Here is a 21,324-nt window from a genome sequence, read left to right as displayed (position 1 = left end):
AAAGTCTCGGTGTGGCGTCGACCCTGTAGGAGCGGCTTCAGCCGCGATGCAGGCGACGCGGCGTCTGGCACCCGCTGTGCGGGTGATCGCGGCTGAAGCCGCTCCTACAGAGGTGTACGATGGGCGTCGGCTTATACCCGGAACTGCTCCATCAACGCCTGCTGCTGGTTGGCCAGGCGGTTCAGGGCCTGACTGATCCGCGCCGATTCGTCGGCCTGCCCCGACAACGACTCGGTCACATCGCGGATTCCGGCCACGTTACGGTTCACTTCCTCGGCCACCGCGCTCTGCTCCTCGGCCGCCGAGGCGATCTGCAGGTTCATGTCGGTGATCACCGCCACCGCCTCGCCGATGCGCCGCAGGGCGGGCAGGGTCTGTTCCATCTGCGTGGCGCTGTCCTGGGCCTGGCGCTGGCCGCCATGCATGGCCTCGACCACATCCCGGGTACCCTGTTGCAGGCCTTCGATCACCTGGCGGATCTCTTCCACCGACACCTGGGTGCGTTGCGCCAGGTTGCGTACTTCGTCGGCGACCACGGCAAAACCACGCCCCGCTTCGCCAGCTCGGGCCGCCTCGATGGCGGCGTTGAGCGCCAGCAGGTTGGTCTGCTCGGCGATGGCGCGGATCACCTCCAATACCGAGCCAATCTGCTCGCTGCGGCTTTCCAGCGTGCGTGCTTCCTGCATCGCGGTGTCCATGCCGCTGGCCAGCCGATCAATGGCCTGGCGATTGGCGTCGACCAGTGCCAGCCCTTCGCGGGCTGCCTGGTCGGCACCACGGGCGGCCTGGGCGGCCTGCGAAGCGTTGTGGGCGACGTCCTGGGCGGTGGCACTCATCTCGTTGGCGGCGGTGGCCACCTGTTCGATTTCGCGGTGCTGCTGCTGCATGCCGGCGCTGGTCTGGCTGGCGATCACCGCCGACTGGTCGGCGGTGCCGCGGGCTTCCTGCAGCGAGCCCTTGACCTGGGCGATCACCGGCTGGAGCTTGTCGAGGAAACGGTTGAACCAGCCCGTCAACTGGCCCAGTTCGTCGTCGCGGGCGTAGTCCAGGCGGCGCGTCAGGTCGCCTTCGCCGCTGGCGATATCCTTCAGCCGCGCGGCCACGGCGAGGATCGGCCGGGTCACGCCGCGGGCGGTCAGCCACACCAGCAGCAGGCCCACGATTGCCGCGCCCAGGCCGATCAGCAGACTGCTCAGGTTGGCGCTCTGGTTATGGGCGTCCAGGCGCTGGTTGAGGGCTACCGCCGGTGCCTGCAGCACCTGTTCGTGCAGTTCCAGCAACACTTGCCAGGGTGCGGCGTCAGGAATCGGGGTGAACGGTCGGGCGACGCGTAGCAGGCCGTCGGCCACGGTTTGCGCCAGGGGCTTGGCCAGTTTGCTGGCATCGCGGCTGTTGCCGGCCAGCAACCCGACAGGGCTGACGATACTGACCTGCCCTTGGCCGTCGAACAGTTCCTTGCGGCCATCCAGGCTCAGTTGCTGCAAGTTGTCCAGGCCGATGTCCAGGCCGACCACGCCAACCACCTTGCCGCCTTCGAGCAGTGGCAGAGCGATGCTGGTCATCAGTACCTGGCGACCGTTTACCTCGTCGAAGTAAGGGTCGAGTACGCAGGCCTTGGCAGTCTGTTGCGGGCAGGTCAGCCAGCGGTTGTAGGGGGAGCCGTTGGCGCCGACCGTGGTGTCGGCCAACATCGACTCGGGCATGGCTTCCGCTTGCAGCTCGCCAGGGCTCGATTGCGACCAGTACAGCGAGAAGCGCCCGCTGTCGTTGCTGCCCAGCTCTGCCTGGGCGACGAAGCGGCTGTCCTGGTGGTCCAGGGCATTGGGTTCGAAGACCAGGTACAGCCCGGTCAGGTCAGGGTTGCCCGCCAGGGCGTTGCGGGCCTGGGCGGTCAGTGTGGCGCGCAGGTCGCCGTCACCGCGTGCCTTGAGCACTTGTACCAGCCGGGCGAAGCCGTTGCCGTACTGGTAGGCATCCATGAAATAACGCTGGATGCGCAGCGCCTGGGTCTCGGCGTGGGCCTGCAGGCGCAGGCGCGCGCTGTGCTCGAGCATCTCGGCGTTGGCCTGGCTGACCAGCGCCGCGCTGCGCCTGGCCTGGGTGAGCGAGGTGGCGACCAGCAGGGCGACGATGGCCAACAGGCACAGGCCGGCCAGCAAGGTGATCTTCCACTGGATGGAGAGGCGACGCAGCGGCATGGTGACGTTCCTTTTGGTTCAAGCACAACGCCCGCGGTCAGGCGCGGGCGTTGTCGTGGGCGGGTGTCATTCAGCGACGTAGTTGGGCGGTGCGACCCGGAAGGCCTTGGTCAGCCAGGCCAGGTACAGCACCCCGAGCGCGGCCCAGATCCCGCCGAACAGCAGCGAGTTCTGGTTCAGGTCCAGCCACAGCGAGACGATGATGCAGAAGCCTATCGTCGGCGCCACCAGATACTTGAGGTTGTTCGTCAGGCCCTTGTTCTGGCCCTCGCGGATATAGCAGTGGTTGATCACCGACAGGTTGACGAAGCTGAACGCCACCAGCGCGCCGAAGTTGATGATCGAGGTGGCGGTGACCAGGTCGAAGAAGATCGCCGACAGCGAGATCAGGCCAACCACCGCGATGTTCATCACCGGGGTCTTGTAGCGCGCGTGCAGGCGGGCGAACACGCTGGCCGGGATCACGTTGTCGCGGCCCATCACGTACAGCAGGCGCGAGACGCTGGTCTGCGAGGCCAGGCCCGAGGCGATGGTGTTGATCACCGTGCAGGCGATGAACACCGACTGGAACAGTTTGCCGCCGACGTACAGGGCGATTTCCGGCAGGGCCGCTTCCTGGTCGTGGAAGCGCGCCATGGTCGGGAAGTAGGCCTGGATGAAGTACGACACCAGGATGAACACCGCGCCGCCGATCAAGGCCGTGAGGAAGATCGCCCGGGGGATGGTCTTGCCTGGGTTGCGGGTCTCTTCCGACAGGCAAGTCACCGCATCGAAGCCCAGGAACGAGAAGCACAGGATGGTCGCGCCGGCGGCCAGCGCGGCGAACTGGGTCTGGTCATCGGCGAACGGCACCAGGCTCCAGGCGGTGCCTAGCCCCTCGCCGTGGCCCAGGCCGCGCCAGCAGAGGTAGAGGAACACGGCAATGATCGCCACCTGCACGACGACGAACAGCAGGTTGAAATGCGCCACCAGGTTGACGCTGCGCATGTTGATCAGGCTGATCAGGGTGACGAAGCCGGTCACCCACACCCAGCCCGGCACCTCGGGGAACATCGCTGACAGGTAGAGCTTGGCCAGCAGCGCGTTGACCATGGGCAGCAACAGGTAGTCCAGCAGCGACGACCAGCCGACCAGGAAGCCCACGTGCGGGTTGATGGCACGCTGGGTGTAGGTGTAGGCCGAGCCGGATTGCGGGAAGCGTCGCACCAGGGTGCCGTAGCTCACTGCGGTGAAGAGGATCCCTAGCAGGGCCAGGATGTAGGCGCTGGGCACATGGCCTGCGGTGATGCCCGAGACGATGCCGAAGGTATCGAACACGGTCATCGGCGTGAGGTACGCCAGGCCGATGATCACCACATGCCAGAGGCGCAGGGATTTGCGGAATTGGCCGTTGCCGGGGGCGCTGTGGTCAGGCTGCATGCGGGCGGCTCTCCTGATCCTGGGCAACGGGCACGGCGTGCGGCGGGCACGGCAAGGTCGAGCGGACAGGCTCCATGTTGTTCACCTTTTATGTTGGAGCAAGGGAGTGCGCGGGGTGGGCGCGGGTATCAGGGCAGGCAGCGCCGGGGCGAGGAAGGCGGCGCTTGGGGGCTGGGGCGATTGGGTATCATGGCGGCGCTTTTTTCTTCTTCGTGAGTGGGGCGCGTGCAAGGTGGGGGAAATAAAAACGATGGGGGAGCGGGTGTCAAGTTAAACATGACAAAGGGATGGATGCCCCTCATTGGTATCGGGTTTTTTGGTCGCGTTTTGCTTTGTTTTTGTCGTTTCAGGGAGCGTAAGTCGATTTCGGTGTTCGTAAAAATTGACAATCTTTTGGCCGTGCTTGCTCCTTGTAGGAGCGGCCTTGTGCCGCGAAAGGGCTGCATGGCAGCCCCAGGCGTTCAGCGTTGCCGCAAAGATCGCCAGGGCCGCCTTGCGGCCCTTTCGCGGCACAAGGCCGCTCCTACAAGGATCATGCAAGACTCAGACAGACAGAAAACCCAGCGAAAGCGCCGCGTTCCCGGGCCTTCGGTGATATTCTTGCACCCTTGCGCAGCCACCTCCCTGGGCCGCGTATTCGCCCTCCTATGGACAGCAATCGGTTCTATTCATGAAGAAATCAGTAGGCATCCTCTGCGGCCTGGCCGTCGCCATCGCCGCCGCAACCACCGCTGGCGCCTGGTACACCGGCAAGCAACTGCCGGCGGAGCTGGAGCGCTCCGTCGCGCGCGGTAACGAAGAACTGAAGAAGGCCCTGGCCGGCAACGGCGGCAGCATGACCATCGAGCTGGCCTCGCTGGAGCAGCACTTCTTCACCAGCACCGCGCACTACCGCCTCAAGGCCCAGAACGTGCAGCTCGGTGAAGCCGAAGCGCTGAACTTCGACGTTGGCGTGGTCGACCAGATCGAGCACGGCCCGTTCCCCTGGTCGCGGGTCAAGGCGTTCAAGCTGATGCCAGTGATGGCCACCAGCAACAGCGCGCTGGAGAAGGATGACTTCACCGCCGGCTGGTTCACCGCCGCTGGTGACAAGGCGCCGGTCACCGCGCAGGTCAGCCTGGGCTATGACGGCGGCATCGACAGTGACATCCGCCTGGCTCCGGTCAAACTCGAGCAGGACGGTGACAAGGTTCTGGACTTCTCCGGCCTGCAACTGCTGATGGGCAGTGATCGCGATGGCAAGGCGGTCACGATCCACGGCAACGCAGAGCGCCTGGAACTGAACTTCGCCGACGAGCAGCAGGCACCGGTCAAGATCCTGTTCAATGGCTTCAAGATCGGTGGCAAGCTCACCGAGACCGACCACGACATGATCTACGTCGGCAACCTCGACATGGCCTTGGGCGACGCCCAGATCACCAGCGGGCCGAAGCAGGAAGTGCTGGTGCTCAAGGGGCTGCAGCAGAACAACCTGTACAACGCCGAGGGTGAAGCGAAGGACAAGCTGTTCGGCCGCCTGGAGTACAAGGTCGCTGACATCAGCTACGCCGGGCGCAAGGTGGGCAGCGGCGAGATGGTCTTCACCATGAAGTCCATCGACATCCCGGCCATGCAGGCGCTGATGGAGTGGTACCAGACCAAGCTGCCGGAGGTCCAGCAGGCCGCCGCCGAGGGCGAGGCCATGCCGTCCTTCGACATGACCCCTGAAGAGCAGGCCAAGGTTCAGGGCGACTTGCAGAAGATGCTCGCCGGCAAGCCTCAGCTGGCGCTGGAGAGCCTGGCGTTCAAGACTGCCAATGGCGAAAGCCGCTTCAGCCTGTCGATGGACTTCGCCAACCCAAGCTCCTTCGACCTGCCGCCGGATCAGTTGGGTAAGCAGCTGATTTCGCAACTGCATGGCAAGCTGAGTGTGTCCAAGCCGATGATCGGCGACCTGGCGACGCTGCAAGCGCTGCTCGAAGGCGAAACCGATGCCCAAGCCATTGCCCAGCAGTCCGGCCAGGCCGGTGAAATGGTCGGCATGATGGCCGTGCAGAGCGGCATGGCCACGGTGCAGGGCAGTGACGTCGTAGCCAGCCTGCAGTACGCCGATGGCATGGTCGACTTCAACGGCAAGAAAATGACCGTCGAAGAGTTCGCCATGCTGATCAGCGCTCACCTGGCAGCACTGTCGCCGCAAGGCTGACCTCGCAGGGGCAGCCCGCTCACCCATGGTGGGAGCGGGCTTGCCCCGCGATCGGCGTAACGCCGATCGCCCTGCTGGCCTTCGCAAAAACCCCTTTTGCATCGCCCTGATTGCCTGTAGCCTTCGCGTCCGATAATAATCCGCGCCCGCAGAGGGGCCGTGACGCTGGCCGTCCGGCACCATTAGCCGATCTGCCAGGGCCGGGTGATACACTCGACTGACGCGCCCACGCGCCCCCGCAGGTCCAGCGATCATGACCCAGATTTCCGAACGCCTGTTGGTTCAGGCCCACCTTGATGCCAAGCAGTCCAATCCGCTGACGCCCGAGCAGGAAGCCGACTACCGTGCGGCCATCGCCGCAGAGCTGAAGCGGCAGAATGCCGTGTTGGTCGCCCATTACTACTGTGATCCGGTGATCCAGGCGCTGGCCGAGGAAACGGGCGGCTGTGTGTCCGACTCGCTGGAAATGGCCCGCTTCGGCAAGAATCATTCGGCCGAAACCGTAGTGGTGGCCGGTGTGCGTTTCATGGGTGAAACCGCGAAGATCCTCACTCCGGAAAAGCGTGTGCTGATGCCCACCCTCGAGGCGACCTGTTCCCTCGACCTGGGCTGCCCGGTGGAAGCCTTCTCCGCCTTTTGCGACCAGCATCCCGAGCGCACCGTGGTGGTCTACGCCAACACCTCTGCCGCGGTGAAGGCGCGGGCCGACTGGGTGGTGACCTCCAGCTGCGCGCTGGAAATCGTCGAAAGCCTGATGGACAACGGCGAAACCATCATCTGGGGCCCGGACCAGCACCTGGGGCGCTACATCCAGAAGCAGACCGGTGCCGACATGCTGTTGTGGGACGGTGCCTGCATCGTCCACGAAGAGTTCAAGTCGCGCCAGCTGGCCGACATGAAGGCGCTGTACCCGGACGCGGCGATCCTGGTCCATCCGGAGTCCCCGGAAGCGGTGATCGACCTGGCCGACGCGGTGGGCTCCACCAGCCAGCTGATCAAGGCGGCGCAGACACTGCCCAACAAGACCTTCATCGTCGCCACCGACCGCGGCATCTTCTACAAGATGCAGCAGCTGTGCCCGGATAAAGAGTTCGTCGAGGCCCCTACCGCCGGCAACGGTGCTGCGTGTCGCAGCTGCGCGCACTGTCCGTGGATGGCCATGAACACGCTGGAGCGGGTGCTGGATTGTCTGCGTCAGGGCAGCAACGAGATCTTCGTCGAGCCGGCGCTGATTCCCAAGGCGATCAAGCCGCTGAACCGTATGCTGGACTTCACCCAGGCGGCGCGCTTGAAGGTGTCGGGTAACGCCTGACGCCGTTGCCTCTGTAGGAGCGGCTTCAGCCGCGATGCAGGCACCGCGGTGCCTGGCACCCGTTGCGCGGGTGATCGCGGCTGAAGCCGCTCCTACAGAGGAATGGGTACGGGCTTAGCGCCCCATCATCTCCTTGACCATCCGCTGCTGCTCCATGATCTCGCGCTGGCGCTGGTCGATCTGCGAGGCCAGCGGGAAGTTGCTGCCGGCACGGCGTTTGGCGTAGTCAAGCTGCTGGATCGCCTGGTCGAAATCACCGACCAGGGTGAAGTACTCGGCGCGGGCGCGGTGCAGGCCGATGGTGTTGCCCGACAGGCCGCGGACTTCGGCAACGTCGTACCACACGTCCGGATCGTCCGGCCGGCTCTTGACCAGGTCATCCAGCACCTTTTCCGCTTCTGCCGGCTTGCCCTGCTTGATCAGCAGGTCGGCGCGCACCTGTTTCAACGGGTAGTTGCCCGGATACAGCCCCTGCAGGCGCTGGGCACGTTGCTGGGCGTCGGCCAGGCGATTGTTGGTGATGTCCAGGTCGATCTGCGCCAGGTTGTAGGTGATGTCGTTGGGCGCCTTGGCCAACAGCGGCTTGAGGTTCTCCCGCGCTTCGTTGAGCTGGCCGCCCTTGATCTGTGCCAGGGCCAGGCCATAGCGCGCAGCGTCCAGCTGCGGGTTCTCATCGAGCTGGGCACGGAAACGCTTGGCGGCAAGGCCTGGGGTGCCTTCGTAGGTGAGAGCCACGCGGGCTCGGATCAACTGGTAGCGCAAGGTGTCCTCGGTGCCATCCTTGCGGGCTTGTTCGGCGCGGTTGCGGGTGTCGGCGATACGCGATTCGGTGACCGGGTGGGTCAGCAGGAATTCCGGCGGCTTGGCGTCATAGCGGTATTGGCGCGCCAGGCGCTCGAACATGTTGGGCATGTTGCGCGGATCGTAGCCGGCCTTTTCCAGGTTGAGGATGCCGATGCGGTCGGCCTCCTGTTCGTTTTGCCGGGAGAAGCGCCGTTGTTCCTGGATCGCGGCGGCCTGGGTGCCGGCAATGACGCCGATACCGGCATCGCCACCGCCGCCGGCGGCCAGCACGATACCGGCCAGCAGTGCAGCCATCATGGGTAGCTGCATGCGTTGTTGGGCTTCGACGCCCCGGGCGAAGTGGCGTTGCGACAAGTGCGCCAGTTCGTGGGCCAGTACCGAGGCATACTCGCCTTCGGTCTGGGCATTGAGGAACAGGCCGCCATTGACCCCGATGATGCCACCGGGCGCGGCGAAGGCGTTGAGTTCCTTGCTGTCGATGAGGATGAACTCGAGGCGGCGGTCCTGTACCTGGCTGGTTTCGGCCAGCTTGTACACGGTGGTCTCGACGTAGTCCTTGAGTTGCGGGTCGTTCAGCTGGTTGACCTGGCCCCGCAGCAGGCTCAGCCAGGCGCGGCCGAGCTGGTGTTCCTGCTGCGGCGAGACGATCGCGGAGCTGGCATCGCCCAGTGACGGCAGGTCGTCGGCGTGGCCGGGCAGGGCCATCAGGCAGGCCAGCGTCAACAGGGTGGGGCGCAGTAGATTCATGCAGAAGCTCGCGTCGGTCAAAAGGCTTACTGTAGCCGGGTCGCGCGATGCCGACCAGTGGCGCTATCCTACGGGACTTTTCTGCCCCGCCCCGGAGACGTACCTGATGAGCGATACCCCGACCTGCGACGCCGAGCTCGACGCCAGCGGGCTGAACTGCCCCTTGCCGCTGCTCAAGGCCAAGATGGAACTCAACCGCCTGGCCAGCGGCGCGGTGCTCAAAGTGATCGCCACCGACGCCGGCTCGCAACGCGACTTCCGCACTTTCGCCCAGCTTGCCGGTCATACGCTGCTGCGCGAAACGGCCGAAGCCGGGGTATACACCTACTGGCTGCGCAAGGCCTGAGTCTTTTTCAAGGATCGTCAATGTTCAAAGTGCTTCGCGACTGGATGCAGCGCTACTTCTCCGACGAGGAGGCGGTGGTGCTGGCGGTCCTGCTGTTCCTGGCCTTCACCGTGGTGCTCACGTTGGGCGGCATGCTCGCGCCGGTGTTGGCGGGCATGGTGCTGGCGTTCCTGATGCAAGGGCTGGTCAACGCCCTGGAGCGGCTGAAGGTGCCGAGCCGGTTGGCGGTTTGGCTGGTGTTCACCTTGTTCATGGGCGCCCTTGCGGTATTCATGCTGGTGCTGGTGCCGCTGCTCTGGCATCAGTTGATCACCTTGTTCAACGAATTGCCGGGCATGCTCGGCAAGTGGCAGTCGCTGCTGCTGTTGCTGCCGGAGCGCTACCCGCACCTGGTGTCCGACGAGCAGGTACTGCGGGCCATCGAGTCAGTGCGTGGCGAGATCGGAAAATTCGGCCAATGGGCGCTGACCTTCTCGTTATCGAGCCTGCCGCTGCTGGTAAACGCCATGATCTACCTGGTGCTGGTGCCAATCCTGGTGTTCTTCTTCCTCAAGGACCGTGAGTTGATCGGTCGCTGGGTCAGCGGTTACCTGCCGCGCCAGCGCACGCTGCTCAACCGGGTGGGCGACGAGATGAACCGGCAGATTGCCAACTACATCCGTGGCAAGGGTATCGAGATCCTGATCTGCGGCATCGCCACCTACATCGCCTTCATCAGCCTGGGGCTCAACTACGCGGCCTTGCTGGCGCTGCTGGTGGGGTTGTCGGTGGTGGTGCCCTATGTGGGGGCGGTGGTGGTGACCGTGCCGGTGACGCTGATCGCGCTGTTCCAGTGGGGCTGGGGCGACCAGTTCATCTACCTGATGGCGGTGTACGCGATCATTCAGGCGCTTGATGGCAACGTGCTGGTGCCGTTGCTGTTCTCCGAGGCGGTGAGCCTGCACCCGGTGGCGATCATCTGCGCGGTGCTGTTGTTCGGTGGGTTGTGGGGCTTCTGGGGGATCTTCTTTGCGATCCCACTGGCGACGCTGTTCAAGGCCGTGCTGGATGCCTGGCCGCGGCAGGAGTCGTCGGTCGCGCCGATGTTGTGAGGCTTTCGCCAGCAAGCCGGCTCCTACCTTGATCGCGACCTGTAGGAGCCGGCTTGCCGGCGAATGGACTGCCTCAGGCCTTGTTCAGGGCCTCGGCCGCCGCCAGCACGGCATCCACATGCCCGGGCACCTTCACCCCACGCCACTCCTGGCGCAGTACACCGTCCTTGTCGATCAGGAAGGTGCTGCGATCGACGCCCATGTACTCCTTGCCGTACAGCTTCTTCAGCTTGATCACGTCGAACAGCTGGCACAGCGCCTCGTCCTTGTCGCTGATCAGCTCGAAGGGGAAGGCCTGCTTGGCCTTGAAGTTCTCGTGCGACTTGATGCCATCGCGCGACACGCCGAAGACCACGGTATTGGCCGCCTGGAACGCCGCGTGCTGGTCGCGAAAGCCCTGGCCCTCGGTGGTGCAGCCCGGGGTGCTGTCCTTGGGATAGAAGTACAGCACCACCTGCTGGCCCTTGAGGCCAGCGAGGCTGACGGCCTGGCCGCTGGTGGCCTGTGCCTGGAAATCGGCAATGGGTTGGTCGAGTGCTACGGCCATGGGAGCTTCCTTACACGGGGTTCTGTGGGCGCCACGGTTCGATCAACGCGTCCAGGTTCAGGGCGTCGGCGAAGTCGAGGAACTGGTCGCGCAGCCAGCTGATCTGAGTGCCGGCTGGCAGGATCACGGTGAACTGGGCGTTGAGCATGCTGCTGCCGGTTTGCGGGGCGAGGTAGGTGTCGCAGGTCATCGCTTCCAGCTCGACGCGGTGGTCGAGGAAGAACTGGCACAGCTCGTTGATGATGTCCGGGCGATAGGCGGCGCTGACATAGGCGACATAAGGCAGGGCCTGCGGGCGCACCTCCTGGTCGGCGCTGCGCACCACGTCCAGCGTGAGGCCGTGCTTCTTGCCCAGGCCAGGCAGGGTGGCCTCAAGGCGTGCCAGGGCATCCCAGCTGCCACCGACCTGCAGCACCAGGGCGCTGGTTTCGCCGTGACGGGTCAGGCGCGAGGTGACCACCGCGCAGCGGTTGTCGAAGGCCGCGCGGCTCAGGACGTTGGCCAGCTCCATGGGGTTGGGGCCCAGGGCGCTGATGACGAGGAATTGTTCGCGAACGGTGGGGGTGGACATGCAGCATTCCTAAAGCGATGAGCGGTCGATGCAGGACGGGGGCAAGCCTCCAGTATCAGCGGGCCCCGGCCAGTTTCTATGGCTGTGGACGCAGGCGAGGCGCACTGTCGACGGCCCGGCGGGCCGCGCTGCAACGATCAAAGGATCAAGGGTAGCGAAAAGCGGCGCGAAGGGGAATGCTCCGCCCGCCTGCTTCGCTTGTGCAAGGCCGATGGCGCCAGTACCATTACCGCTCTCTTTTTCCGGCAGGAGCAGTTACATGATTGCGGGCAGTATGGTGGCATTGGTCACACCCATGGATGCACAAGGGCGTCTTGATTGGGACAGCCTCGACAAACTTGTAGACTTCCACCTGGAAAATGGCACCCACGCGATCGTCGCTGTCGGCACCACCGGTGAATCCGCAACGCTGGATGTCGAAGAGCACATCCTGGTCATCAAGCACGTGGTCGAGCGGGTCAAGCACAGCAACAAGCGTATCCCGGTGATCGCCGGTACCGGTGCCAACTCCACTGCCGAAGCCGTGCACCTGACCAAGAACGCCAAGAATGCCGGCGCCGACGCCTGCCTGCTCGTCGTGCCGTACTACAACAAGCCAACGCAAGAAGGCCTGTACCAGCACTTCAAGCACATCGCCGAAGCCGTCGACATCCCGCAGATCCTCTACAACGTGCCCGGCCGCACCTCCTGCGACATGCAGGCCGACACCGTGATCCGCCTGTCGAAGGTCAAGAACATCATCGGCATCAAGGAAGCCACCGGCGACCTGCAGCGTGCCAAGGCCATCCTGGACGGCGTCGACAAGGACTTCATCGTCCTGTCCGGCGACGATCCGACCGCCGTCGAGCTCATCCTGATGGGCGGTAAAGGCAACATCTCCGTCACCGCCAACGTCGCCCCGCGCGAAATGGCCGACCTGTGCGAGGCCGCCCTTGAGGGCAATGCCGAGAAGGCCCGCGCAATCAACGAAAAACTCATGCCGCTGCACAAGGACCTGTTCTGCGAGGCCAACCCGATTCCGGTGAAATGGGCGCTCGTCGAAATGGGCCTGATGCAGAAGGGTATCCGCCTGCCGCTGACCTGGCTGAGCGAAGGCTGTCACGAAAAAGTCCGTACTGCCTTGCGCCAGTCCGGCGTACTGGTTTAATCGAGGAAGTACACCGCATGAAGCGACTGGCTGGTCTTTCCACGCTCGCCCTGATCATTTCCAGCACCAGTGGGTGTGGCTGGCTGTGGGGCGAGGATGGCTATTTCCGCGACCGCGGCAGCGACTACCTGCAGGCGCACCCCACCGCGCCGATGCAGCTGCCGCCGGACGCCAGCAACGTCAAACGCATGGACCCGCTGCTGCCGATCCCGCGCAACGTTGCCGATGATCGCGCTACTGGCGAGTTCGAAGTGCCGCGCCCACAACCGCTGTCGGCCACCGCTGAAGTCAGCGATTTCAGCCTGCAGCGCAGCGGCAGCAGCCGCTGGGTGCTGGCCCAGCGCTCGCCGGCCGAAGTCTGGCCGGTGACTCGCCAGTTCTTCGAGGACAACGGCTTCCGTATCGCCGAAGAGCGTCCGCAGACCGGTGAGTTCAGCACCACCTGGCAGCGTTTCGACGAGTTGTCCGCCTCCCTCGGCCAGCGTCTGGCCAGCGCCTCCAGCAGCTCGGACAGCGAAGTTCGTGTGCGGGTGCGCATGGAGCCGGGCGTGCAGCGCAACACCTCCGAAGTGTACGTGGTCAGCGTCGAGCGCCCGGCCGGCAGCACGGCTGAGCCGAGCTTCCCGTCCACCTCCAGCAATACCGGCGCCGACGCGCTGCTGGTCGACGAAATGCTTGCCAGCATGAACCGCAACGCCGAGAAGGGCGGTTCGGTGTCGCTGCTCGCCGCACGTGACTTCGACGCCCCGAGCCAGGTCAGCCTGAGCGAGGACGGCAGCGGCAACCCGGTGCTGTACCTGGGCTCCGACCTCGATCGTGCCTGGTCCGGCGTGGGCCGTGCCTTGGAGCAGGGCGAGTGGCGCGTCGAGGACATCAACCGCAGCCTGGGCCTGTTCTACATCAACCTGTCCGAGAAGCCCGACGACAAGCAGAAGGAGCCTGGCTTCTTCAGCCGCCTGTTCGGCAGCGAACCCAGCAAGGAAGAGCGTGAAGCCCGTGCCGAGCGTTATCAGGTGCGCCTGAGCAAGGTGGGTGAGAACGTCCAGGTGACTGTCGAGAAGAACATCAACACCGTGGCCCCGGCTGATGTAGCCCGCCGCGTGCTGAGCGCGATCCAGGACCACCTGGGCTAAGTGCGCTTCGCGGTTCTTGGAAGCGGTAGCCAGGGAAACGGCACGCTGATCGCCAGTGGTGACACGTTCATCCTGGTCGACTGCGGCTTCTCGCTACGGGAAACCGAGCGGCGCCTGGCGTTGCTCGGGGTGTCGGCCTCGCAACTGAGCGCGGTGCTGGTGACCCACGAACATGCCGACCACGTGCATGGGGTCGGGTTGCTGTCGCGCCGCTACAATGTACCGGTCTACATGAGCCAAGGCACGTTGCGCGGGTTGCGAAAGCCGGTGGAAGTGGCCGGTTTTCTCGGTTGTGGCGATGTGCTGCCGGTCGGCGACCTGCAGGTCAGCGCCACCCGGGTCGAGCACGACGCCTACGAACCCTTGCAGTACGTGATCAGCGATGGCCACCGACGTTTCGGCATGCTCACCGACCTGGGCAGCTACGACTACCACCTGTTGTCGCGCTACCAGGGGCTGGACGCACTGCTGATCGAGGCCAATCATTGTCGTGACCTGCTGGCCCGCGGTCATTACCCGAACTTTCTCAAGTTGCGGGTCGGCGGCAGCCAGGGACATTTGAACAACCACCAGGCCGCCAGCCTGGTGGCCGAGCTGGGCTGGCAGCACCTGCAGCACCTGGTGCTGGCCCATCTCAGCAGCAAGAACAACCTGCCACATCTGGCCCGCCAGTGCTTTGTCGATACCCTCGGGTGCGACCCGGACTGGCTCCAGGTGGCCAACCAGGACCATGGGCTCGACTGGCGCCAGATCGCCTAGCCCACCTACTCAAGCAAGCGGAGCCCATCATGGAAAAACGCGACGAACTCTACCGCGGCAAGGCCAAATCGGTTTACAAGACCGACGACGCCGACCGCTTGATCCTGCTGTTCCGTAACGACACCTCGGCGTTCGACGGCAAGCGCATCGAGCAGCTGGACCGCAAGGGCATGGTGAACAACAAGTTCAACGCCTTCATCATGCAGAAGCTTGAAGAAGCGGGCGTGCCGACCCAGTTCGACAAGCTGCTGGGCGACAACGAGTGCCTGGTGAAGAAACTCGACATGATCCCGGTCGAATGCGTGGTGCGTAACTATGCCGCCGGCAGCCTGGTCAAGCGTCTGGGTGTGGAGGAGGGCATCAAGCTGGAGCCGTCCACCTTCGAGCTGTTCCTGAAGAACGACGAGAAGGGCGACCCCTTCATCAACGAATCCCACGTCGTCGCCTTCGGCTGGGGCACCGCCGAGCAGCTGGTCGAGATGAAGAAGCTGTCGCTCAAGGTCAACGAAGTGCTGAGCAAGCTGTTCGATGACGCAGGCCTGCTGCTGGTCGACTTCAAGCTGGAGTTCGGTGTGTTCCACGGCCAGATCGTCCTGGGCGACGAGTTCAGCCCGGACGGCTGCCGCCTGTGGGACAAAGAGACCCGCAAGAAGATGGACAAGGACCGCTTCCGCCAGGGTCTGGGCGACGTGATCGAAGCCTACGAAGAAGTTGCCAAACGCCTGGGCGTGCCGCTGTAAGCGGCGCGTTCACGCAAGCGCCTGATACCACGCGAATTTTTTTCAAAAAAAGTTTGCCAGAAACGAAAACGCTGGTATGATGCGCGCCATTGGAGAGATGCCGGAGTGGTCGAACGGGACGGATTCGAAATCCGTTGTACTGGCAACAGTACCTAGGGTTCAAATCCCTATCTCTCCGCCATACGCGAAGTAGTCGAAGCCCCCGAAAACGTAAGTTTTCGGGGGCTTCGTCGTTTTGGAGGTGGGTAAGCTCAGCGAGAAACTCGCTGCGGCGTGTTTCTAAGCGTCGGGTGTGGCGTGGCTCAGGGCGGGTGCCTGTATCGCGGGTGACGACTGGGGCAGGATGGCGATGTCGCCTTTACCTGTTTGATAGAGCGTCACGCTCAGTGCTGCCACCGCTACACCAAGCGCAACAGCGGTCAGCGTGGCGCCCCAGATATTCAGCTTCAGGTTCCCTAGTCGAACAATGTCTCGACGTATACCTGCGATCGAGTCATCCAGACGCTTGTCGCGTTCTGTCTGGGCGCCGAGAAAACCGTCGATTTTCGAAGCAATGGCTTCTACTCGAGCATCCATCTTGATCTCGATGGTCTCGAACTTGGCATTGAGTTCTTCGCGGGTCAGGTCGTTTATGGTTGCAGCATCAACCCACTCTGCAGGCTTGTCACGCCCGCCCAAACCCATGCCTGCTGCATGAAGTCGCTGAAGATGGTTGGCCCAAGGTTTCCGCGGCCCACCGCCTGGTGTGTCTTTTTTAGTCATCTGCGCCCTCCACTACGAATAGCTCCTGAAGCACCTTGATCTGTACGTCCAGGGCTCCGACGAGGGAGAGCCTAGAGCAGCACCCAGCCAGCGGCAATACGTTGGCAGGCCTGAACGCTCGATTCGGAAATGGACTACCGGCTATTAGGTAAGGTGTTGATATGGCTAAGTGCTACTGTCTGCGTATCTGTCGCGCCTTGAAGAGAGTCGCCTCTTTCGCTCGAGAGAACTTCATTGCATGGGGGCACGGGATCAAGTTTCCCGTCCTGCTTCTTGGCTGAGAGCCCCGTAGTTCGCGCTACGGGGCCTTTTTGTATTAAATAGAGGGGTTGTTTGTAACTGCGTGGGAGACATCTTGCGACAGTGCTTTGGCCATGCCGGTGAGATAGTGTGCGGCGGCTAACAATGTAGGGGCGTTCTTCAAGTCCTGCGTCAGCGCGATATCGCTCAGGGTGTAGGCACAGGTCATCAATGTTGTGGAGTGCTCCAGTACGTAGTCCAGGGCGTGGCCGGGTACGACTCGAAACAGCGGTTGTTCGTTGTTGATTTCACCGCTTTCGCCAAAACTTCCGATGCCGATAGTGGTAACGGGCCTTTCGTTGCTCATGCCGATTCTCCTTGTTCGCGGGGGGGGCGCGATCAGTGCCTTGCCTGTACACGGCTCAAGGCCATCTCGACCAAAGTGCGTGCGCTGTCGATTTCGTGGACGGCGGTCAATGCCATGACCTGGCCAGGTGGTTTGGTATGGATCATCGCGGCGTGCTGGGCGGCGGTTAGGGCACAGACAAGGTATTCAGCAATTTGAACCAGCAAGTCTTCGATCTGATGCGGGGAGTTGCCAAGGTGTGTCGGCGGATCTGGAACCATCTTGCGCATATGCATCTCCGGAGTCGGTGGTGCTGCAACAGGCTTGCTGTCAAACAAGAGGGTGGCAGCGGTACGTGGGTTGACAGACCGAGGACTCCGAGACCCGGCGCACACGAGGTGCCCCACGTACTGCCGCCATGAGGGGCGCACGTGCTCGGAGAGATTCGGCCTGTCAAAGCCGGTCGTTGAGTTGGCAACGACGGGTCGAGACTAGGCCGCGCATCGTGTGGCTGCAATGGCTTGAAAGGGGCAGAAGTGTGCTTCGGAAATGGACTACATGTAATCAGGAAAGTCTGATGATGGTCTTGTAGGACGGCGAAGGAATAACCAGCCAAGTTGATCTTTGCAATCAGCCTTATCTGCCTTGGCAGCTCTCGATACTTTGCCGGTAAACGCGCGCTCATGGAGCACAACATATTTCTTTGATTTGGCGCGACCTCTGTAGGAGCGGCTTTAGCCGCGATCACCCGCGAAGCGGGTGCCAGAAATCGCGTTGCCTGCATCGCGGCTAAAGCCGCTCCTACAGATGACCCTGTTGTAAATCGATTGCCTACAGATTCATGCCAAATTAGGCAACCTGTAACGATTTAGCAGGCTTAGTTGCAGCGCTGAAAACTCACTAGTTCATGGCCTGCAACTAGTGCAGGTGTGCTAATGCCTTTCATTCAACTACCATTTTCCCGTATGATCCGCGCGCCATCAGAATGATGGTGGATCATGGACTTAAAGGATTTTTATGAAAAAGCTGATCAAAGCTACTGTTGCTGTCGCTGTTGTTTCGGGCGTTGCCCTGCTGTCCGGTTGCACTGGCCAAGTCTACAACCAGCCGAAGAACTGCTCGTACGACTACCTGTTCCACCCATCGGTTTCCATCTCCAAGATGATCGGCGGCTGCGGCCCGATCGATAAACTGCCTCAGCAGCAGTAATCCTGGGATACCCCTGATCAGGCCGATTACGGCTTGATCCAAGACCCCCGGCCAAGGACTTGGCCGGGGGTTTTTGTTTTTCGACGCAGCGATTCGCCACCGTCCTGCGTGGCGCCTTGTCGCGTGGCAACCTGTCGTATTGACGCCCCGGCCCGCGTTTGTTTGTGCTGGCAATTCGGTTACAATCCGTAAATCGTTTCAGCCTTGTCGGTCAATCCGACCAAAGGCTGGCGCGTCCAATGTCTCTCTGGCTGCTGAACAATGATCACAACAAGCCTGCGCTGAAGAACATGGAAACCAGGGCCAGCCACAGGCCCACCCTCCGTTCTACTGACTGGAATCGATCAATGTTCAAGAAAGCTGGCAAGACCTTGCTGGGTCTGGCAGTCGCGGCGAGCTTCATGCAAGCGCACGCCGCAGACACCAAGAAAGTCGACGTGCTGCTGGTCGGCGGCGGCATCATGAGTTCCACCCTGGCTGTCTGGCTCAACGAGCTGGAACCAAGCTGGTCGATGGAAATGGTCGAGCGCATGGACGGCGTCGCCGAAGAAAGCTCCAACGGCTGGAACAACGCCGGTACCGGCCACTCCGCGCTGGCCGAGCTCAACTACACCCCGCTGGACAAAGACGGCAAGGTCAACATCACCAAGGCCATCGAGATCAACGAGTCGTTCCAGATCTCCCGCCAGTTCTGGGCCTGGCAGGTGCGCCAGGGCGTGCTGCAGAACCCGCACTCGTTCATCAACACTACCCCGCACATGAGCTTCGTCTGGGGCGATGACAACATCAAGTTCCTGAAGCAGCGCTACGAGGCCCTGCAGGCCAGCCCGCTGTTCCGTTCGATGCAGTATTCGGAAGACCACGCGCAGATCGCCAAGTGGGTGCCGCTGATGATGGAAGGGCGCGACCCGAACCAGAAGCTGGCCGTGACCTGGACGCCGATCGGCACCGACGTCAACTTCGGTGAGATCACCCGCCAGTTCGTGGGTCACCTGAAGACCAAAGAGAACTTCGACCTGAAGCTGTCCAGCGAAGTGCAGGACATCACCCGCAACGAAGACGGCTCCTGGCACGTCGAGTACAAGAACCTGAAGGACGGTACCGAATCGGCCACCGACGCCAAGTTCCTGTTCATCGGTGCCGGTGGCGGCGCGCTGAAGCTGCTGCAGAAATCGGGCATCCCGGAAGCCAAGGAATACGCAGGCTTCCCGGTGGGCGGCTCGTTCCTGGTGACCGAGAACCCGACCGTTGCCATGCAGCACATGGCCAAGGCCTACGGCATCGCCTCGACCGGCGCGCCACCCATGTCGGTACCGCACCTGGACACCCGCGTGCTCGATGGCAAGCGCGTGATCCTGTTCGGGCCATTCGCCACCTTCTCGACCAAGTTCCTGAAGAACGGCTCGTACCTGGACCTGCTGAGCAGCACCACCACCCACAACATGTGGCCGATGGCGCGTGTCGGTATCGACCAGTACCCACTGGTGGAATACCTGGCCGGCCAGCTGATGCAGTCTGACGACGACCGCTTCGCCGCCCTGCAGACCTACTTCCCGAACGCCAAGAAGGAAGACTGGAAACTGTGGCAGGCCGGCCAGCGCGTGCAGATCATCAAGCGTGACGAAGAGAAGGGCGGCGTGCTGAAGCTGGGCACCGAAGTCGTCGCTTCCCAGGACCGCACCATCGCCGGCCTGCTGGGCGCCTCGCCAGGTGCCTCGACCGCCGCGCCGATCATGCTCAACGTGCTGGAAACCGTGTTCAAGGAGAAGGTCGCCACCCCTGAGTGGCAGGCCAAGATCAAGGAGATCGTCCCGAGCTACGGTACCAAGCTGAACGATTCGGCCGCTGCCACCCAGAAAGAGTGGAACTACACCGCCGAAGTGCTGCAGCTGGAAAAACCGCCAGTGATCGACCAGAGCGTCGGTACCACCGTCGTGCCACGCGCACCGGTCGAGAGCAAGCCTGCGAACGACATGGCGCTGTAAGGCCAGACGGTTTGCCGGGCTAGCCCGGCAACACCCACCACGAGCGTCGCCACCGGCGGCCTCGTGGTTTTTTTATGCCCGAGAATCGGGCAAGGGATTTACGCCTACCCCTGTAGGAGCGGCCTTGCGCCGCGAAAGGGCCGCCTTGCGGCCCCAGCGATCTTTGCTCAACATCGAAATGCCGGGGCCGCTACGCAGCCCTTTCGCGGCGCAAGGCCGCTCCTACAGGGATCGCGCAAGGCTTGAGATTGGTGTGGCCGGGTGTGCCTCAGCGCTGTCCGAGAATGCTGCCGAGCAATCCGGGAAAACGCGTCTCGAGTTCTTCGCCACGCAGCGAATTCATATGCGTGGTGCCGATGTTGCGGGTAAACACCAGCCCCGCTTCGCGCAGCACGCGAAAATGATGGGACATGCTGGACTTCGGCCGGCCACCGTCAAGTTCGCCGCAACTGGCTTCAGGCACGCCGGCCAGGTGGCGGACGATTTCCATGCGCACAGGGTCGCTCAGGGCGTAGAGCAGGCGCTCGAGGGTGAGGTCTTCGGGGTTGGGGTGGGTATAGGCTCGCATGCTCGACATGATAACGGGGGTTTCATAAATTGCCATAGTTCGAATATGATCGAACTACCGTAATTGAATCTCCCCCGGAGAATTGCCATGTCAGCCCTGTTCCAACCCTACACCCTCAAAGACGTCACCCTGCGCAACCGCATCGCCATCCCGCCGATGTGCCAGTACATGGCCGAGGATGGCCTGATCAACGAATGGCACCATGTGCACCTGGCGGGCCTGGCCCGTGGCGGCGCCGGCCTGGTGGTGGTCGAGGCTACCGCAGTGTCGCCGGAAGGGCGCATCACCCCCGGTTGCGCCGGCATCTGGAGCGACACCCACGCCCAGGCCTTCGTGCCGGTGGTGCAGGCGATCAAGGCCGCAGGCTCCGTGCCGGGCATCCAGATCGCCCACGCCGGACGCAAGGCCAGCGCCAACCGCCCGTGGGAAGGCGACGACCATATCGCTGCCGATGACGCCCGTGGCTGGCAGACCATCGCTCCTTCGGCCATCGCCTTTGGCGCGCACCTGCCGAAGGTGCCGCGAGCCATGACCCTGGATGACATCGCCCGGGTTCGCCAGGACTTCGTCGATGCCGCTCGCCGCGCCCGTGACGCGGGCTTTGAGTGGATCGAGCTGCACTTCGCCCATGGCTACCTGGGCCAGAGCTTCTTCTCCGAACATTCCAACCAGCGCACCGACGCCTACGGTGGCAGCTTCGACAACCGTAGCCGCTTCCTCCTGGAAACCCTGGCCGCAGTGCGTGAAGTCTGGCCGGAGCACCTGCCGCTGACGGCGCGCTTCGGGGTGCTGGAGTACGACGGGCGTGACGAACAGACGCTGGAAGAGTCCATCGAGCTGGCGCGCCGCTTCAAGGCGGGCGGGCTGGACCTGCTGAGTGTCAGCGTCGGGTTCACCATTCCCGAGACGAACATTCCCTGGGGGCCAGCGTTCATGGGGCCGATCGCCGAACGCGTGCGCCGAGAGGCGGACATTCCGGTGACCTCGGCATGGGGCTTCGGTACGCCGGAGCTGGCGGAAGGGGCACTGAAGGCCGATCAGCTCGACCTGGTGTCGGTGGGGCGTGCGCACCTGGCCGACCCGCATTGGCCATATTTCGCCGCCAAGGCACTGGGGGTGGACAAGGCCTCCTGGACGTTGCCGGCACCTTACGCCCACTGGCTTGAGCGTTATCGCTGAGTGCGCTGTTCGCCGGCAAGCCGGCTCCTACGGGAA

At 63.1% G+C, this 21,324-nt stretch carries 20 protein-coding genes, 1 tRNA gene and 1 pseudogene; 12 read left to right on the top strand and 10 right to left on the bottom strand.

Annotated features, from left to right (window positions below):
- Nucleotides 1-131: 131 nt before the first annotated feature.
- From PSEEN_RS27390 to PSEEN_RS18785, 3 genes and pseudogenes are all read right to left on the bottom strand, one after another.
- Nucleotides 132-887 (bottom strand): methyl-accepting chemotaxis protein, encoded by a 756-nt coding sequence (locus PSEEN_RS27390; protein WP_373694297.1) that lies wholly within the window; start codon nt 885-887, stop codon nt 132-134.
- A gap of 102 nt (nt 888-989) precedes the next feature.
- A pseudogene (locus PSEEN_RS27385) lies at nt 990-1,979 on the bottom strand (cache domain-containing protein); the annotation flags it as partial.
- Between the two features lie 285 nt (nt 1,980-2,264).
- The gene (locus PSEEN_RS18785) at nt 2,265-3,617 is read right to left on the bottom strand and encodes an APC family permease (RefSeq protein ID WP_011535140.1); all 1,353 of its coding nucleotides are present in this window, start codon (nt 3,615-3,617) and stop codon (nt 2,265-2,267) included.
- 670 nt (nt 3,618-4,287) lie between these two features.
- Between PSEEN_RS18785 and PSEEN_RS18780 the strand changes: the two genes are divergently transcribed.
- The gene (locus tag PSEEN_RS18780) at nt 4,288-5,802 is read left to right on the top strand and encodes a YdgA family protein (RefSeq protein ID WP_011535139.1); all 1,515 of its coding nucleotides are present in this window, start codon (nt 4,288-4,290) and stop codon (nt 5,800-5,802) included.
- A 253-nt stretch (nt 5,803-6,055) separates the two neighbouring features.
- Entirely contained in the window at nt 6,056-7,114 is a 1,059-nt protein-coding gene (nadA, locus tag PSEEN_RS18775) for a quinolinate synthase NadA (protein WP_011535138.1), read from the top strand.
- A 114-nt stretch (nt 7,115-7,228) separates the two neighbouring features.
- On the opposite strand, the gene PSEEN_RS18770 is transcribed toward nadA, so the two are convergent.
- Complete coding sequence (locus tag PSEEN_RS18770; protein WP_011535137.1) at nt 7,229-8,665, bottom strand: M48 family metalloprotease; 1,437 nt, start codon at nt 8,663-8,665, stop codon at nt 7,229-7,231.
- 106 nt (nt 8,666-8,771) lie between these two features.
- On the opposite strand from PSEEN_RS18770, the gene PSEEN_RS18765 reads away from it, so the two are divergent.
- Complete coding sequence (locus PSEEN_RS18765) at nt 8,772-9,011, top strand: sulfurtransferase TusA family protein (RefSeq protein WP_011535136.1); 240 nt, start codon at nt 8,772-8,774, stop codon at nt 9,009-9,011.
- A 20-nt stretch (nt 9,012-9,031) separates the two neighbouring features.
- A complete protein-coding gene (locus PSEEN_RS18760) occupies nt 9,032-10,102 on the top strand; it encodes an AI-2E family transporter (RefSeq protein ID WP_011535135.1) in 1,071 nt (356 codons plus the stop codon).
- 73 nt (nt 10,103-10,175) lie between these two features.
- Here PSEEN_RS18760 and PSEEN_RS18755 read toward each other — a convergent pair whose 3' ends face one another.
- Both PSEEN_RS18755 and PSEEN_RS18750 read right to left on the bottom strand, forming a co-directional pair.
- Nucleotides 10,176-10,649 (bottom strand): peroxiredoxin, encoded by a 474-nt coding sequence (locus tag PSEEN_RS18755; RefSeq protein ID WP_011535134.1) that lies wholly within the window; start codon nt 10,647-10,649, stop codon nt 10,176-10,178.
- A 10-nt stretch (nt 10,650-10,659) separates the two neighbouring features.
- Entirely contained in the window at nt 10,660-11,220 is a 561-nt protein-coding gene (locus tag PSEEN_RS18750; RefSeq protein ID WP_011535133.1) for a glycine cleavage system transcriptional repressor, read from the bottom strand.
- 259 nt (nt 11,221-11,479) lie between these two features.
- Between PSEEN_RS18750 and dapA the strand changes: the two genes are divergently transcribed.
- The 5 genes from dapA (at nt 11,480) to PSEEN_RS18725 (ending at nt 15,180) form a co-directional block, all read left to right on the top strand.
- Entirely contained in the window at nt 11,480-12,367 is an 888-nt protein-coding gene (gene dapA, locus PSEEN_RS18745) for a 4-hydroxy-tetrahydrodipicolinate synthase (protein WP_011535132.1), read from the top strand.
- Between the two features lie 17 nt (nt 12,368-12,384).
- Nucleotides 12,385-13,500 carry an outer membrane protein assembly factor BamC gene (gene bamC, locus PSEEN_RS18740; RefSeq protein WP_011535131.1) on the top strand — a complete coding sequence of 372 codons (1,116 nt, stop codon included), beginning with the start codon at nt 12,385-12,387 and terminating at the stop codon, nt 13,498-13,500.
- Nucleotides 13,501-14,259, top strand: coding sequence for an MBL fold metallo-hydrolase (locus PSEEN_RS18735; RefSeq protein ID WP_011535130.1), 759 nt, complete (start codon nt 13,501-13,503; stop codon nt 14,257-14,259).
- 29 nt (nt 14,260-14,288) lie between these two features.
- Nucleotides 14,289-14,999 carry a phosphoribosylaminoimidazolesuccinocarboxamide synthase gene (purC, locus tag PSEEN_RS18730; protein ID WP_011535129.1) on the top strand — a complete coding sequence of 237 codons (711 nt, stop codon included), beginning with the start codon at nt 14,289-14,291 and terminating at the stop codon, nt 14,997-14,999.
- A 91-nt stretch (nt 15,000-15,090) separates the two neighbouring features.
- Nucleotides 15,091-15,180: transfer RNA gene (locus PSEEN_RS18725), tRNA-Ser, on the top strand.
- A gap of 98 nt (nt 15,181-15,278) precedes the next feature.
- Here PSEEN_RS18725 and PSEEN_RS18720 read toward each other — a convergent pair.
- The 3 genes from PSEEN_RS18720 to PSEEN_RS18710 all read right to left on the bottom strand — a co-directional run bounded on the left by PSEEN_RS18720 (nt 15,279) and on the right by PSEEN_RS18710 (nt 16,637).
- A complete protein-coding gene (locus PSEEN_RS18720; RefSeq protein ID WP_011535128.1) occupies nt 15,279-15,761 on the bottom strand; it encodes a hypothetical protein in 483 nt (160 codons plus the stop codon).
- A 316-nt stretch (nt 15,762-16,077) separates the two neighbouring features.
- Complete coding sequence (locus PSEEN_RS18715; protein ID WP_011535127.1) at nt 16,078-16,368, bottom strand: DUF3077 domain-containing protein; 291 nt, start codon at nt 16,366-16,368, stop codon at nt 16,078-16,080.
- Nucleotides 16,369-16,400: 32 nt separating this feature from the next.
- Nucleotides 16,401-16,637 (bottom strand): hypothetical protein, encoded by a 237-nt coding sequence (locus tag PSEEN_RS18710; protein ID WP_011535126.1) that lies wholly within the window; start codon nt 16,635-16,637, stop codon nt 16,401-16,403.
- 727 nt (nt 16,638-17,364) lie between these two features.
- Here PSEEN_RS18710 and PSEEN_RS18705 point away from each other — a divergent pair.
- Both PSEEN_RS18705 and mqo read left to right on the top strand, forming a co-directional pair.
- The gene (locus PSEEN_RS18705) at nt 17,365-17,556 is read left to right on the top strand and encodes a DUF4223 family protein (protein WP_011535125.1); all 192 of its coding nucleotides are present in this window, start codon (nt 17,365-17,367) and stop codon (nt 17,554-17,556) included.
- Nucleotides 17,557-17,903: 347 nt separating this feature from the next.
- Nucleotides 17,904-19,541 (top strand): malate dehydrogenase (quinone), encoded by a 1,638-nt coding sequence (gene mqo / locus PSEEN_RS18700; RefSeq protein WP_011535124.1) that lies wholly within the window; start codon nt 17,904-17,906, stop codon nt 19,539-19,541.
- Nucleotides 19,542-19,809: 268 nt separating this feature from the next.
- Here the strand turns inward: mqo and PSEEN_RS18695 are convergent, their stop codons facing one another.
- A complete protein-coding gene (locus tag PSEEN_RS18695) occupies nt 19,810-20,145 on the bottom strand; it encodes an ArsR/SmtB family transcription factor (RefSeq protein WP_011535123.1) in 336 nt (111 codons plus the stop codon).
- A 51-nt stretch (nt 20,146-20,196) separates the two neighbouring features.
- Here PSEEN_RS18695 and xenA point away from each other — a divergent pair, with 51 nt between their 5' ends.
- A complete protein-coding gene (gene xenA / locus PSEEN_RS18690; RefSeq protein ID WP_011535122.1) occupies nt 20,197-21,288 on the top strand; it encodes a xenobiotic reductase XenA in 1,092 nt (363 codons plus the stop codon).
- The last annotated feature ends 36 nt before the right edge of the window (nt 21,289-21,324 follow it).

The sequence above is a fragment of the Pseudomonas entomophila L48 genome, from assembly GCF_000026105.1.
Taxonomy (GTDB): Bacteria; Pseudomonadota; Gammaproteobacteria; order Pseudomonadales; family Pseudomonadaceae; genus Aquipseudomonas; species Aquipseudomonas entomophila.
The sequence above is the reverse complement of the archived record's forward strand: the minus strand, read 5'-3'. Positions and strand labels throughout refer to the sequence as shown.

Bases quoted from the DNA above. Each gene is read 5' to 3' on its own strand.
- PSEEN_RS27390 (WP_373694297.1), bottom strand. From the start codon at position 887: ATGCAGCAGCAGCACCGCGAAATCGAACAGGTGGCCACCGCCGCCAAC.
- PSEEN_RS18785 (WP_011535140.1), bottom strand. From the start codon at position 3,617: ATGCAGCCTGACCACAGCGCCCCCGGCAACGGCCAATTCCGCAAATCC.
- PSEEN_RS18780 (WP_011535139.1), top strand. From the start codon at position 4,288: ATGAAGAAATCAGTAGGCATCCTCTGCGGCCTGGCCGTCGCCATCGCC.
- nadA (WP_011535138.1), top strand. From the start codon at position 6,056: ATGACCCAGATTTCCGAACGCCTGTTGGTTCAGGCCCACCTTGATGCC.
- PSEEN_RS18770 (WP_011535137.1), bottom strand. From the start codon at position 8,665: ATGAATCTACTGCGCCCCACCCTGTTGACGCTGGCCTGCCTGATGGCC.
- PSEEN_RS18765 (WP_011535136.1), top strand. From the start codon at position 8,772: ATGAGCGATACCCCGACCTGCGACGCCGAGCTCGACGCCAGCGGGCTG.
- PSEEN_RS18760 (WP_011535135.1), top strand. From the start codon at position 9,032: ATGTTCAAAGTGCTTCGCGACTGGATGCAGCGCTACTTCTCCGACGAG.
- PSEEN_RS18755 (WP_011535134.1), bottom strand. From the start codon at position 10,649: ATGGCCGTAGCACTCGACCAACCCATTGCCGATTTCCAGGCACAGGCC.
- PSEEN_RS18750 (WP_011535133.1), bottom strand. From the start codon at position 11,220: ATGTCCACCCCCACCGTTCGCGAACAATTCCTCGTCATCAGCGCCCTG.
- dapA (WP_011535132.1), top strand. From the start codon at position 11,480: ATGATTGCGGGCAGTATGGTGGCATTGGTCACACCCATGGATGCACAA.
- bamC (WP_011535131.1), top strand. From the start codon at position 12,385: ATGAAGCGACTGGCTGGTCTTTCCACGCTCGCCCTGATCATTTCCAGC.
- purC (WP_011535129.1), top strand. From the start codon at position 14,289: ATGGAAAAACGCGACGAACTCTACCGCGGCAAGGCCAAATCGGTTTAC.
- PSEEN_RS18720 (WP_011535128.1), bottom strand. From the start codon at position 15,761: ATGACTAAAAAAGACACACCAGGCGGTGGGCCGCGGAAACCTTGGGCC.
- PSEEN_RS18715 (WP_011535127.1), bottom strand. From the start codon at position 16,368: ATGAGCAACGAAAGGCCCGTTACCACTATCGGCATCGGAAGTTTTGGC.
- PSEEN_RS18710 (WP_011535126.1), bottom strand. From the start codon at position 16,637: ATGCGCAAGATGGTTCCAGATCCGCCGACACACCTTGGCAACTCCCCG.
- PSEEN_RS18705 (WP_011535125.1), top strand. From the start codon at position 17,365: ATGAAAAAGCTGATCAAAGCTACTGTTGCTGTCGCTGTTGTTTCGGGC.
- mqo (WP_011535124.1), top strand. From the start codon at position 17,904: ATGTTCAAGAAAGCTGGCAAGACCTTGCTGGGTCTGGCAGTCGCGGCG.
- PSEEN_RS18695 (WP_011535123.1), bottom strand. From the start codon at position 20,145: ATGGCAATTTATGAAACCCCCGTTATCATGTCGAGCATGCGAGCCTAT.
- xenA (WP_011535122.1), top strand. From the start codon at position 20,197: ATGTCAGCCCTGTTCCAACCCTACACCCTCAAAGACGTCACCCTGCGC.